This window comes from Parabacteroides sp. PH5-46, assembly GCF_029892785.1.
GTDB lineage: Bacteria > Bacteroidota > Bacteroidia > Bacteroidales > Tannerellaceae > DFXE01.
Window position 1 is genome coordinate 50749 of record NZ_JARXXA010000018.1, and the last position, 13967, is coordinate 64715.

Here is a 13967-nt window from a genome sequence, read left to right on the forward strand (position 1 = left end):
CTAATTATAAATTATTAGTATTCATTTGTTTTAGCTTTTCTTTTATCCGCGAAAGCTTGGTTGCTACGTTCGTAACCGATAGCCCTGTGATATCCGAAATTTCCTTATACGATTTATCCTCCAGGTAAAGGAGAACTAACGCACGTTCTACCCTTTGCAGGCGGTTGATCAATACATACAGTTCATTAATTATCTCATTATCTTCATCCGGTATAGGAATGTCCCAGTTCATTTCAACAAAAGAAAGCTTTCGTTTTTTCCTACGATAAATAGCCAGACAAGTATTGAGCGCAACCCTGTATATCCAGGTTGATAGTTTACATTCGTTCCGGAAAGACGGATACCCTTTCCAAAGATTGATAATGATATCCTGATAAAGGTCTCCCACCGGATTGTCCTCATCCGTATAAAATGTTGCTACTCGATAAATAACACCATTGTTTTGCTCAATAAGTGCTATAAATTCATTTTCTAAATCGTTGTTCTCCATCTCCACTTATTATGTAAGCATTACCGCTTAATCCATTCTTTATAAGTATTAGATGCAAGTTAACATTAAAAATCACAGCATAAATAAATTTTTTTAAACTCTTGCTTTCGCCCTTTAATGCCGATATATTAATCGGTTCACAAGGGTGAACGATGCAGCTCACCTTGGTGAGCCAACCAGTTCACCAAGGTGAGCCGCTCCGATCATATAGGTGAGCTGCTGAAAAATAAGCAAGGTTTTTCAATAATATACTTATCTTTGCAGATGTAATTCAATTGATTGTCTAATTTATGAAGTGGCAACTCTGTATATAGCTATTCAGCTTCAGGTTTGTCGGGGAGTTTCTCTCCGGCATTAACTTGCTATGCTTGTATTTCCCACAGAGTTTAATTAATTTCATAAAAGACAAATGAATTATACATATAAACAGATATGGTTCATCAACCTGCCCATTATGGTGAGCCTACTCATGGAACAGTTGATTAATTTGACGGATTCCATTTTCCTGGGGCGTGTCAGCCAAATAGATTTAGGAGCGTCTGCATTGGCAGCTATGTATTACTCCGCCATTTATATGCTCGGATTTGGGTTCAGTCTTGGAGCACAAGTTGTTATTGCCAGACGGAACGGGGAGGAGAGGTATGCGGAAGTCGGCAGGGTATTCTATCAGGCTTTAATCTTTTTATCCCTATTTTCTATTGTTGTTTTCGCATTATCAAAGCTGTTTTCTCCCGCTTTGCTTCGTTTGCTGATTACTTCTGACAATGTATATCAGGCAACTGTGCGCTATATCGAGTGGCGGGATTACAGCTTCCTGTTTGCTTTCCCTTTGTTGGCAATCCGCGCCTTTTTTATCGGGACTACCTACACCAAAATTCTTACAGCCAACTCCATCGTGATGGTAGTGTGCAACATTGTGTTCAACTATCTGCTGATTTTCGGCAAGGCAGGGTTTCCCCGATTGGAAATCAGCGGAGCTGCTATCGCTTCTTCCCTTGCAGGATTGATTGGCTTAGTATTCCTCCTTATTTATATGTGGAAATACGTAGATAAAAAGCGATACGGAATACGTGCGGTGTTCGACTTGAAGCTATCCTTGCATCTGCTTAGTATATCCGTTTGGACGATGATCAGGCAATTCTTCTGTATCGCTCCCTGGTTCCTGTTCTTTGTAGCAATTGAGCATTTAGGGGAATGCGAACTGGCCTCTGCAAATGTAGTCAGAAGTATTTCCATGCTTTTCTTTGTGATTGTTAGTTCGTTTGCAACCACTACTATCTCATTGGTAAGTAATCTTATCGGAGCAAAGAAATCGGAACAAGTTATGCAGACCTGTCGGCGTGTCATCAATCTGGATTATGCGATAGGGATTCCGCTTCTATTACTGGCTTTTATCTTTTCGGATAGCCTGTTGGGGCTATTTACGAATGACATAGCAGTAATTCAGACAGCGTTTTATCCATTCTGCGTAATGCTATCCACGTTTATTATTTCCGTTCCTGCCTACACCTATTGCAATACGATGATCGGCACGGGTAATACGAAGATAGCATTCCTGTTTCAGATGATAAATATAACGGTCTATCTGCTCTATCTGTTCATATTATCCCGCTCTCCCAATATTCCACTTGCGGTATATTGGACTGCCGAACAATTATATGTACTCGTACTGCTATTATTGTCATTAGCATATCTCAGACGGAACTCTTCATTCCTTATTCGCTTTTAACGCTCTCGGCCGGGTTTTCATTGGCTGCTTGGTAGCAGTTGATGATAACGGCAGCCAGGATGATGATGAATACAGCAATGGCACAGCCTACGAAGAGGAAGATTGTTAGCTCTGCCTTATCGGCAAAATTATCCAACCAGGTGTTTGCAATGAAGTAGGCAATCATACATCCCAGAGTGATAGCGGGGACGGCCATCCAGCTAATGTCTTTGATGAACAGTCGCAGGATATCAACTGTTGTAGCTCCATTTACTTTGCGGATGGCAGTTTCTTTCTTGCGGCGGTTCATCTCGTCGTTGGTATAGCCTATCAGTCCTATCAGGCAGATCAGTAAGGTAACGATGCCACCTATCAGTACAGAATCCCTGAATTTCTCCGAATCGCTGTATTTGCCTCTCATTTCTCCGGCATACGAATAGACTTGAATATCTTTGTCGGGGAGTAATGCTGTCAGCATATCAGACACTTTTTCAAGGGCTTCCGCTGTTTGTTCGTGAAATTTGATTATCAGATACGAAGAAGGCTTTTCATTGTAAAACATAACAGAAGCCCGAGTATCTTGGTGTCCGATGATCCCCATACACACCTCTTCGTACACACCACAGATGGTGTAGGTGTCGTTCAAGCCTCGGCTATGTTCGGAGATATAGATGTTCTTACCTACCACGCCATCCGGCCAGTCTACATGCTTTGAGATTTTATCAATAAAGCTACGGCTTACCATCACTTCTTTGGAAGAAGGGGTGTTCTCGATGAAGGAGCGGCCTTCGATAATGGGTACTTCCATCAGTTTGAGGTAGCCATTTCCTACCGCATACTGGTCGGCAATATTAAATAACTCCTGTTCACCATTGGGCAGGCGTATATTATTGCCCGAAGCAAAATCAAAGAATAGCTGGCTACAACTAGATACTTCCGCTACTTCCGACAGGCGGAGGGTTTCGTCCAAGGCTTTCTGCCTCAGTTCCGAATCTACGCCCGACAGGCTGCAATAGGCCAGGTTATTGTATGTGTATCCGGGATTTTTATTCAGCATGAAGTCGTACTGACGACCTATAATAACCAGCAAAGTAACAAACAGCCCCGCCGCTATAAACTGAATAAACAACAAACCCAGCTTCCAATACCGCTTGCTTTCCGTAAAGTTGCGGAAGGCTACAGCTACCGGTATCCGGGCATACAGATGCCCCGGGATAAGTGCTGCCACGAAAAATACAAATACACAGACACCTATCAGTAGAAGGATGCTTTTGAGCGTAAATAAGTCGCTTACAGTCGTATTTAACAAAGACAATATCGTACCCCGGAAAACGAAGATAAGAAGAATCGCCACTGCTGACGAGACCACAATATCCAGCAATGTTTCGGACAGCATCCGGAGATAGATATTCTTCTCGGAAGCTCCGTAGCATTTGTTTACGGCCATCTCTTTCGAGCGGTTTACCAAGGATGAGATAACGATCAACACATAGTTCATCACGGCTGTAAACAATAGGGCGATAGCCAGAAGAGACAATATCAGCGTCATACGCTTGGTTTCTTCATCGCCAACATGAATTTCCAATAAAGGCTTAAAGTCCCAGCCTATATCGATTCCCGATTTCTCCAGTTCTTCCAGTGGCAGGTATTTCTCTTTCATCTTTTCAATCCCAGGTTCCAAGACTTCCGGTTTCACCCCCGGCAATAGCTTTACATAGGCCATATAGCGGTCGTTCCCCAGCCAGTTCATCGTACCGTCCCACATAAATTGGCTGATAGATGGCATGGATACAATTACGTCATAACTCAGATGGGAGTTGTTCGGCATATCTTCGAACACGCCCCCAACGGTTACAGGTTTTCCCGGCCTGCTGTCAAAAGTGAACGTTTGTCCTATCGCCTGGTTAATTCCTCCCATTTTCTCGGCTATCTTCCGGGATATCATTATATACATGGGGCGGGACAGTACCTCTTTTACGTCTCCGGCCAGTACCGGGCGCGGAAATACGTCAAACAAGCAGGAATCGCCTAATATAACATTGCCGGTATATTTCTTCTTGTCGGGTGTAACCATCACGGTTTCAAATGCCAACCAGGTATAACGTGTGGCTACTTCTATTTCCGGCAATTCCGTTTTCATACCTACGGCAACTGCTCCCGGTGTCTGAGGATACGCCTTGTTTCCTTCTGTTGTAGAATAGTTAGAAATAACCTGATAGATCCTGTCATTATCCGGAAAGAAATCGTTGTACGATTGTTCAAAATAAACCTTGGCAATGAGTACCAGCCCCAAAGCCAGCCCAATACTCAAGGATATGATTTTTATCAGATTGTTCTTCCCTCTCTTAAAGAAAGAACGGAATAATCGTTTTAAGTTCATCATAATTCAGTTATTCAAGAATCAATACTTGGTTATCTTTATAGCTTTCGTAGCTGGAAACAATTACTTTTTCTCCGGCTTCCAGGCCTTCCAATACTTCGTAGTACTGCGGGTTCTGGCGTCCGATGCGGATATTGCGGCGATAGGCCTTCTTTCCGTCGGCATCCAGTACGAAGATCCAGCTTCCACCTGTGCTCTGGAAGAATGTACCCTTCGGTATGAGGATACCCTCGGCAGGCTGTCCCAGTTCCAGATTGATGTAGTAGGTCTGTCCGCTACGGATGTTTTCCGGACGTTCGCCGGTAAATACAAATTCGGTACGGAACTTGCCTTCGCGCACTTCGGGGAATACCTTCCTGACGATAAGCCCATAGCTGGCTCCCTGACGTTCGAATGTGGCGCTTAGCCCCGTGCGTACCCGGTCGATGTAGTGCTCGTCTATCAGCGCTTCTATTTTATAATCGGAAAGGTCGTTTACTTGTCCTATCTTCTGTCCGGGAGAGATGTTCTGTCCCAGAACAACATCCAGCAGACCCAGCTCGCCGTTAATCTGTGAGCGGATATTCAGGTTCTCTTTCCGCTGACGTACCAATAGCACGTTTTTGCGCATATTGGCCAGGTTGTCTTCCATCTGGTCTATCTGCACGGTTCTCATAATAGAGTCCTGGAGCAGGCGCGCGCTGATTAATTCATATTTTTTGATGGCCAGGTCATAGTCTTCTTTTGCCTGAAGATATTCTTCTTTTGCGATGAGGTTTTCTTTGTAGAGCTGCTCCTGTTGCTGGAACGCGCGGCGCTTGCGGGTGGTTTCCAGCTCAAGCGATAGTTGCTCGTTCTGGTTGTTCAACTTATCTTGTTCCATAGCTACTTGCGTATTACGTAAGAAGTTCTGCTTTTCGGCCAGTTCGGCTTCTGCCGAGAGGATTTGCAAGTCTAATTGCGAATTACTCAGTCGTACAATTACATCGCCTTTGCTTACTTGCGAGCCTTCTTCTATCACCTTTTCCTCTACGATACCTCCCTCTTGGGGGCTTAGCTGTACAACGGTAATCGGTTGCACTTGCCCGTCTACACGTACAAAGTCATGAAATAAGTCCTGCTTAGCAGCACCAATACTGATTCCCCGTGCATCTATCTTCAGGGTAGACGAGTGGTCGCCAAAGATAATCCAGCCAAGCAGCAGCAGAAACAACGCGCCTCCCGCGATATAAGGAATATGTTTTTTACGAATCCCTTTCTTCTTTTCTAATTGTATGTCCATCTTATATTAATTTTTAACGATTAACGATTGATCAAAGGTTGGCCTTTGTAGTAGTCTACTTGTTTGCATTTGAGTAGGTACATCAGCCTTCTTTGCAGAAGGTTGGCCTTTGATTCTATCAAGGTGTTGGAGCTGGTTTGTAAGTCCAGCGGACTCATCAGGCCTTCTTCAAATTTGCGGACTGTTACCTGATAGGCTATTTCGTCCGATTTCAGTTTCTTTTCCATCTGGATGCTCTCTTTGGCAAAGCCTTCCCGGTCTGCTACCGATTGCTCGATGGCGGTTTGAAGCTGTCTTAATACTTCCGTCTGTTGTTCCTGGGCAATGCGCATATTGTTGCGGGCGCGGCGTACCTCTGTAAGCTTAGACAAGCCATTGAAGAGCGGGAGTCTCAGGTTGAAGGAGATATACTCCCCCCGGTTGTTCTTGAACTGGGAGCGGAAGGCTACCGGAGCTGTTTCCGACTTCAGATTCTCATAGTAACTAGTATAAATACCGGCTGAAACAGAGATCGTAGGAAATAGCTTTCCTTTCTGTATCAAGAGGTTTAGCTTGGAAGCCTTTAGCTGATACTCTGCCTGCAGAGCCGTAGGATTGCTTTCCTGGGCAGAGGTAAATATATCGTCTATAGATTCAAACTCAAACAGATAATCCGTTACAAGAGCTGTAGTATCTATCTTCAGTTCCTCGTCGTATGGATAGTTCATATATTCTTTCAGTTTGAGCAAGGCTGTGGTGTAGAGGTTCTGCTGACGAGTCAGGTTGTAGTCGTCTCCGGCAGTTTGTGCTTCTATCTGAGCTACATCGGCTTTTCCTTTCAGACCCAGCTCTTCTTCGCGTTTTGCTTTATAAAGTACCCGTTTGCTTTCTTCCAGTTTTTCGCTGGCATATTGCACGGTTCCCTGGTAGTACACTACATTTACGTAAGCTTCCAGAGTGTTTAAAGCCAGGTCGTCTTTGGCTTTTTGTATGTCGTTCATTCCCATCTGGCGGTTCGATTTGGCCAGGCGGAATTGGTTCACTAATTGTCCCCCGTTAAAGATAGGTAAGGAGGCATATCCTTCGTAGTAGTTATTAAAGGTAGTGGTATTGGTATAGATATTCGTTTCCGGGTCAAGGGCACGACCGAAGTTGTACTGGCCGGAAACACCCGCTGTCAGCGAAGGGAAGAACGAACCGATAGACGAGTTGTACTCTGCCTTGTAGGTATCATGCGTATGTATTTGTTTTCTTACGGTCGGGCTGTTATCAACGGCATATTGCATGCACTCTTCCATCGTCCATAACTTTTCCTGGGCGATTGCTGACGAAGCCAGCCCCAGGAAGAGTGTTGTGTATAAAAGTATCTTTTTCATTGTCCTGTAATTTTCTGTCAATACCGGTACAAACGGTATGCCAAACGAAAAAAATATTTGTTTGTCAATGGTTTATGAAAAACAGCTAAAGATAGAGTGTCAAATATTTAGACACCCCTGTAAAATATTTAGACACAACAAACCTTAAATCCACTTTTATATGAAGAAAATCGTAAGTTCCATCTTTTTTATCTTCGTGAAACTGAAAGTTTCACTCGAGTGATCTTAAAAGATCACTGCGGTGATACTTGAAGATCATCGCAGTGATCCTTGAGGATCACCCTGAGTGAAACTTTTAGTTTCACACTATGAAAAACAGTGAAACTCGCAAGTGTCTGACTACCAATCGTATTTGTAAACGAGTTCGTCGAAGACGGGTTCCTCCTTTATCCCTTCTTTCCGAAATATATCACGAATAAGTGACTGTTCTTCAGGATGTATATAACGCTTCTTTGTTTTGATGCGGTAATAGGTACTCCGGTGCAAATAGAATTGTAACATTCTTCTGATTTTAAGTACTTTTACATACGGGATTGCATCATAAAGCTGTGTAATACCAAGCGCGAAACACTCTAAACGGTCTTCCTGGAAATGTGGGCATTCTTTTTCCTTGCCTGCAATGTAGATTGGATTTACCACAAAAAAGGAGGTAGTTTTGACGCTTGCATGGCTGGCAGCCTGAAAACGTAAACACTCGGCAGCACGTGGACACTGCGCCTGCAGGCAGCGGAGGTAGCTATACGGCGCCTGCTGATAGTTAGAATCTTTTTCCATAACTTTAAGTCTTTGATTGTGAGAGTCTCTTTCCCTACAAATATACGTTTTTTTTAGGTAGAAAACATAGGATATACCGGATTAATTAATCCTTCAAACATCCTAAAGGGATGATCAAAACTCCATCTTCGCGACGGTATGCAAACTGTCCGCCTGTTATCACCATCAAGAAAGAGGGTTCGCCCATTTTTTTCGTATCTATCTTATTTTTCAATTTCAACAGGTTTTCAGCCGCAATTTCTGTTTGTTTATTACCCAATTTCACTTCTATAGCTCCCCAACGGCCATCACGTAAAACTACGACCATGTCAGCCTCTAATCCGCTTTTATCATGATAGTGAAATACATCTCCATCGTTTATTTGGGCATAAATACGCATATCCCGGACACAGAGGGACTCAAAGAGAAATCCAAATGTTTCGAAATCTTTTAATATTCTTTCTGGGTTGATCCTCATAACGGCAGTTGCAATCGAAGGATCGACAAATTGCCGTTTCGCGGAAGTCCGGATGGTCGTTTTTGAACGCAAGGAAGGAGACCATGCCTGTAAATCTTCAACTACGTAAATACGTCGTAGCGCATTCAGGTAAGAGTATATTGTTCTGTCAGATATGATGTCGTCTGTCGCCTCTATATCATCACGAATAGTCTGATTGGTAGCCATCGTGGAAATATTCCTGGCCAATGAACGTAATAAAAGGCGAACCCTGTTTGGGTCTTTATCTACATTGTCTACACGAGAGACATCATGATTGATAACCGCTTCCACATAATCCGTTGCCATCCTCAAAGCTGTTTGAGCATTCCTATTCACTGAAGCAGGCCAACCTCCCCGGCAAAGAGCGAAAGCTATTTTCTCGATTGTTAATTCAGAAACAGCTTCAATATCGTATTTTCCTGCAAAAATATCGGCTAAAGACACACTTCCGTTAGACTCTAAAGATTCATACAGACTCATAGGGCGCATTAACATCCGCGATATGCGACCGGTTCCTGTGTGGGCTGTTACATTATCAGAAGGAACAGCAGAACCGGTCAATATAAATTGTCCGACATCATTTCGTTTATCTACCTCAAAGCGTATCGCATCCCACAGCACAGGAGCCATTTGCCATTCGTCAATCAATCGGGGTGTTTCTCCTTTAAGTAGTAGGGATGGCTTTGTGTCTGCCATTGCTTGGTATGAAGCTGCATTGTCCGGATCTTGCATATACAGAGTGCTCTTTGCCGCATTGGATGCTGTGCGGGTTTTTCCACACCATTTCGCTCCTTCTACCAGAACCGCTCCGGAGGATTCGAGTGCCTTGCGCAATTCGATATCGCAAAGTCGAGGTAAATATTCTTTGGCATTGTCCATAATCGATATCTTAACTTGATTTGACAAGACAAAGATACTGTTATTTCCGATTTTGGCAAGTTTTTATTTCCGACTTTGTCGAACTTTTATTTCCGACTTTGGCAGGTTTTTGTTTCCGACTTTGGCAATTCTTGATATCAAGACTAAGCCTGTTTTTACTTTTTCCAGATTTTGAGGGATTGCTTGCTGTTTTTGCTTTCCAGGAGGAGGAGGTAGGCTCCGGATGGCCATTGACTGCTGTTTAGTTCGTTTAGTTCTTGGGTTAAAGGGGCTTTTGTAATGAGGCTGCCGGATAGTGAATAAACGGAGGCACGTGTGAAGGCCTTATTGTTCAGTAGGTATAGGTGGCTTTGATCGGGGCTGAAATAGTGGGTTATAGCTTCTGCTTTGGCGGCTTTTTCTGTTCCTACGGGATTGATTTGTAGTTTTTCCAGTTTGATGTCGCTTAGCGAGAGGGTTGCGGAGACGCTTATCGTCCCCAGGTCGAAGGCAAGGCGGGCTGCCGGATCGCCGCTTCCATTCATGGTAAAAACGTATGTAAAGGTAGTTTCTTCTGCTGTTACAGATGCCTGGTTGTAGCCGCTGTAGGCATCCCAGGGATCAGCATTTCGTCCGATATAATTAGTGACTTCGTATGGCTTGGTAGAGGAGGCTTTGAAAGAGAAGCGGTATAGCTGGTTTTTTTCCAGTGGAATGTCATTTTTCACCAGTTGGATATGCCAGCCATCGGTACCGGCTGTTGATACTTCTGTAAGCAGTTTATTATTGGCAATACTCTGTGTTGCAGTGGTATTGGACTGGGTTTGGAGTACCCAGCCATCTGTGTTATTCTGGAAATTGCTTTCGTAAACGGAGCTTACTTCTGTGGTTGCAGGTTCGGGCATGGGATTGTGTAACAGGGCATTTACCAAAGGAGTGAGATAGGTTTTGCCTACAGGGTCGTAAATACCGAAACCGGCACTGAATTCCCAGTAAGCCCAACTGAAGCCTTGTTCTTCAAACCAACGCGCCAGATAGGTGGTCCAACGGGCTCGGGAGTCGATATCAGCCGCACTGTAAGCCCCGAATTCACCTATATGGACAGGAACCTTGTTGTCTGCCGCAAATGTTTGTACCATATGGAAATCCTGCTGAACGGTTTCACGTTCCGACTCAGAATCATTCCATTTCACACCTTTTACATCTTTCATATCAGACCAATCGGCTCCCTGATGCGTGAATTCAAAGGGGTTGTAATAATGAATTGTAACATAATATTTTCATCATTAGGTAATTGTAGCTGACTTAATCCGCCGATTCCGCCCCATTCGGCAGTCCCAATCAGCACTACTCTGTCCGGATTGGTTTGTCTGATAACGCCTAATGCATCAGCCGCATACTGATTCCACAAGGCAGGAGTCATAGCGGCATTCGGTTCATTCAATACCTCAAACAATAAGCTGTCGGGATACGCTTTAAAGTAGTCGGAAATCTGCTCCCATTGCGACAGGAAGCGCTCTTTTTGTCCGGCAGGATTAGCGATCAGCGCCTCGTGATGATGCATGTTGATGATGATGTGTAATTTGTTTTTAAGGGCTTCGTCTACAACCGTTTTAATCCGCTCCATAAAGGTGTCGGAGATGGTATAGGGAGCGTTTGCCATACTCCGGTCTGCCGGTTCCCAGCGAATGGGTATACGTACATGCGTAAATCCCAAATCGGCCATCATTTTGAAATATTCAGCTTTCCAGGGGTTGCCCCAGGCGTTCTCGGACGGAGCCTCAAAAGCATTTCCCATATTGATACCTCTGCCTAAGCGCTGATTTAGCTCAAAAGCATGTTTTCTCTCTTGTGAGAATGCTGAAATACTGAGTATTAGGCTAAGACAAATACATGTGATTTTTCTCATAACTGATAAAATTAAAGTAATATTAGTGGTTCGTAGGTTCAAATATATGTATAATTCTCATACATTTGTAAAAAGAATTATATACATGGCAAAAAAGGGAACCATTTTAGTGGTAGATGACAATAAGGCAATATTAGCGGCTGTGCGTATGCTGCTGGAAGCTTATTTTCAAAAGGTTATAACTCTAACTTCTCCCAATCAGATCAAGACTACCCTGCATGAAGAAACGGTAGATGTTGTCTTGCTTGATATGAACTTCTCGGCAGGGATCAACACCGGAAACGAGGGATTATTCTGGCTGGCGGAAATAAAGAAGACAGATCCCTCCATGCAAGTAGTCCTTTTTACGGCTTATGCAGATATAGATCTGGCCGTTCGCGGAATAAAGGAAGGAGCGGCAGACTTTATCGTAAAGCCCTGGGATAATACAAAGTTGCTTGAAACCATACAGCATGCCTATGAACTAACAATTGCCAAAAAGAAAGGAACAACGATTCCCACTTCAAAGCAGGTTGTATCCAAGGAAAGCGGTATGTTCTGGGGAGAAAGCAATGCTATGCAGCAACTCCGTTCGCTGATAGAGAAAGTTGCCCAGACAGATGCTAATATCCTGATAACCGGTGAGAACGGTACAGGAAAAGAAATGCTGGCAAGGGAGATTCATTTACTGTCTAACAGAAAGAAGGAAGCCCTGGTGCCGGTTGACATGGGAGCGATCACCGAAACACTGTTTGAAAGCGAGCTGTTCGGCCATGTGAAAGGAGCGTTTACCGATGCGCGGGCAGACCGTCCGGGTAAATTTGAAGCTGCCAACAATGGTACGCTCTTCCTTGATGAAATAGGAAACCTGCCATACCATCTTCAGTCCAAACTCCTAACAGCCTTGCAGAGCCGCAGTATCGTGCGGGTGGGTAGTAATACGCCCATACCTGTTAATATCCGCCTGATATCGGCTACCAACCGGGATTTACAGGATATGGTTCTGAAAGAGCAGTTCAGGGAAGACCTACTATACCGTATGAATACGATACATGTAGAGATTCCGCCCTTGCGCGAACGCTCGGAAGACATCGTTCCTCTTACGGAGATATTCTTTGTCCATTATGCCAATATGTACACCAAACCGACTTTGCAACTGACAAGTAATGCCAAAGAGAAACTAAAAGCTCAGCCTTGGTTTGGTAATATTCGCGAATTGCAACATACGGTGGAAAAAGCCGTGATTATCAGCGATGGCAATACCTTGGATGCTGATAGCTTTGATTTCCCTCGTAAGAAAGAATTACAGACAAAAGAAGCAACTACTCTGGAAGAAATGGAGTACAATATGATAAAGCATGCTCTTGATAAGCATAATGGCAACCTTTCGCTGGTAGCCAGCCAACTGGGCATTTCTCGCCAGACATTATATAATAAGATTAAACGATACGAATTGTAATGATTAAAGGGTTTATCGACAGTCTTACGTTCCGCCTTTCTTCCTTGCTGATACTTACGGTAACTGCTACCTACCTGGCATTGGCTGAAGAATGGGTATGGTTTGCTGTTGTCCTGACCTTCTGGCTGTTCTTTCTGCAACTCATGCGCAGACTCTACAGGCGGAATGCACAAAAGGTTGCCTTTATGTTTGATGCCATCGATAATGCCGATTATGCCTTCAAATATGCCACCAGCGGGCGCTTTTCCAATGATAAACTGGTCAATAAGTCCTTAAACCGCATTACCAAAATACTATTCCAGGCCAAAGCAGATGCTGCCCAGAAAGAGAAATACTACGAGTTGATCATGAATAGTATTACCACCGGTATTATTGTTGTAGACGATAATGGCTATATCTATCAGACAAATAACGAAGCCTTGCGGCTGCTGGGACTTGCTGTCTTTACTCATGCCAAACAACTCCGGAAGATCGATGAAGGGCTGGCGGAGCTGATTACAAATATTCAGCCCGGAACGAAGCAACAGATATCATTTACCAACGAGCGGGGCATGGTACATCTTTCCATCCGGGTATCGGAGATGACCTTGCAGGACAAGCATGTCCGTATCATAGCTGTAAACGATATTAACAGTGAGTTGGACGAAAAAGAAATCGATTCGTGGATCCGGCTGACAAGGGTATTGACGCATGAAATCATGAACTCCATTACTCCTGTTACTTCCCTGAGTGATACCTTGCTATCCATCCACGGAGATGCCAATAATGAAATACGCAATGGGCTGGAAGTGATCAGTGCTACCGGAAAAGGGCTTATCTCCTTTGTGGAGTCATACCGTAAGTTTACACATATCCCCGAGCCACATCCTTCCTTGTTTTATGTGCAGAAGTTTGCCGATCGGATGGTACAGCTGGCTACCCACCAAAACCATTACCCGAATATCAGGATTACCATCGATGTACAACCGGAAGACCTGATTGTATATGCCGATGAAAACCTGATCAGCCAGGTAGTACTCAATCTGTTGAAGAATGCCATGCAGGCCATCGGAGAAGAACAAGCAGAAGGCCGCATTGAAGTAAAAGCCTATTGCAATGAAGACGATGCCGTATTCATAGAAGTAACCAATAATGGCCCGACAATCCCTCCGGAAGAAGCGGAACACATCTTTATCCCGTTCTTTACTACCAAAGAAAGCGGAAGCGGTATCGGCCTGTCTATTTCCCGTCAGATCATGCGCCTGTCAGGAGGCAGCATTACCTTGAAGAGCCTTCCGGCATTGAAACAAACGACATTTGTGTTGATGTTCCCCTAA

General features: G+C 44.0%; 11 protein-coding genes. 3 read left to right on the forward strand and 8 right to left on the reverse strand.

Features of this window, described 5'->3' with window-relative positions; all coding sequences use genetic code 11:
• Nucleotides 1-4: 4 nt before the first annotated feature.
• Nucleotides 5-490 carry a sigma-70 family RNA polymerase sigma factor gene (locus M2470_RS15740; RefSeq protein WP_280745960.1) on the reverse strand — a complete coding sequence of 162 codons (486 nt, stop codon included), beginning with the start codon at nucleotides 488-490 and terminating at the stop codon, nucleotides 5-7.
• A gap of 409 nt (nucleotides 491-899) precedes the next feature.
• Here M2470_RS15740 and M2470_RS15745 point away from each other — a divergent pair, with 409 nt between their 5' ends.
• On the forward strand, nucleotides 900-2219 hold the full coding sequence (locus M2470_RS15745) for an MATE family efflux transporter (RefSeq protein ID WP_280745961.1): 1320 nt from the start codon (nucleotides 900-902) through the stop codon (nucleotides 2217-2219).
• On the opposite strand, the gene M2470_RS15750 is transcribed toward M2470_RS15745, so the two are convergent.
• The 7 genes from M2470_RS15750 to M2470_RS15780 all read right to left on the reverse strand — a co-directional run bounded on the left by M2470_RS15750 (nucleotide 2206) and on the right by M2470_RS15780 (nucleotide 11213).
• Nucleotides 2206-4581, reverse strand: coding sequence for an FtsX-like permease family protein (locus M2470_RS15750; protein ID WP_280745962.1), 2376 nt, complete (start codon nucleotides 4579-4581; stop codon nucleotides 2206-2208). The two genes, M2470_RS15745 and M2470_RS15750, sit on opposite strands and share 14 nt — an antisense overlap.
• 7 nt (nucleotides 4582-4588) lie before the next feature.
• The gene (locus tag M2470_RS15755; protein ID WP_280745963.1) at nucleotides 4589-5839 is read right to left on the reverse strand and encodes an HlyD family efflux transporter periplasmic adaptor subunit; all 1251 of its coding nucleotides are present in this window, start codon (nucleotides 5837-5839) and stop codon (nucleotides 4589-4591) included.
• 20 nt (nucleotides 5840-5859) lie between these two features.
• Complete coding sequence (locus M2470_RS15760; protein WP_280745964.1) at nucleotides 5860-7194, reverse strand: TolC family protein; 1335 nt, start codon at nucleotides 7192-7194, stop codon at nucleotides 5860-5862.
• 339 nt (nucleotides 7195-7533) lie between these two features.
• Nucleotides 7534-7968 (reverse strand): DUF6078 family protein, encoded by a 435-nt coding sequence (locus tag M2470_RS15765; protein WP_280745965.1) that lies wholly within the window; start codon nucleotides 7966-7968, stop codon nucleotides 7534-7536.
• A gap of 85 nt (nucleotides 7969-8053) precedes the next feature.
• Nucleotides 8054-9325: a DUF4143 domain-containing protein gene (locus M2470_RS15770; protein ID WP_280745966.1), complete on the reverse strand. Its 1272-nt coding sequence runs from the start codon at nucleotides 9323-9325 to the stop codon at nucleotides 8054-8056.
• Nucleotides 9326-9480: 155 nt separating this feature from the next.
• Complete coding sequence (locus M2470_RS15775) at nucleotides 9481-10569, reverse strand: carbohydrate binding domain-containing protein (RefSeq protein WP_348524227.1); 1089 nt, start codon at nucleotides 10567-10569, stop codon at nucleotides 9481-9483.
• The gene (locus M2470_RS15780; RefSeq protein ID WP_280745968.1) at nucleotides 10512-11213 is read right to left on the reverse strand and encodes a glycoside hydrolase family 5 protein; all 702 of its coding nucleotides are present in this window, start codon (nucleotides 11211-11213) and stop codon (nucleotides 10512-10514) included. The genes M2470_RS15775 and M2470_RS15780 overlap by 58 nt, the downstream gene beginning before the upstream one ends.
• Before the next feature lie 85 nt (nucleotides 11214-11298).
• On the opposite strand from M2470_RS15780, the gene M2470_RS15785 reads away from it, so the two are divergent.
• Nucleotides 11299-12651, forward strand: coding sequence for a sigma-54 dependent transcriptional regulator (locus M2470_RS15785; protein ID WP_280745969.1), 1353 nt, complete (start codon nucleotides 11299-11301; stop codon nucleotides 12649-12651).
• A complete protein-coding gene (locus M2470_RS15790; RefSeq protein WP_280745970.1) occupies nucleotides 12651-13967 on the forward strand; it encodes an ATP-binding protein in 1317 nt (438 codons plus the stop codon). Before M2470_RS15785 ends, M2470_RS15790 begins: the two co-directional genes overlap by 1 nt.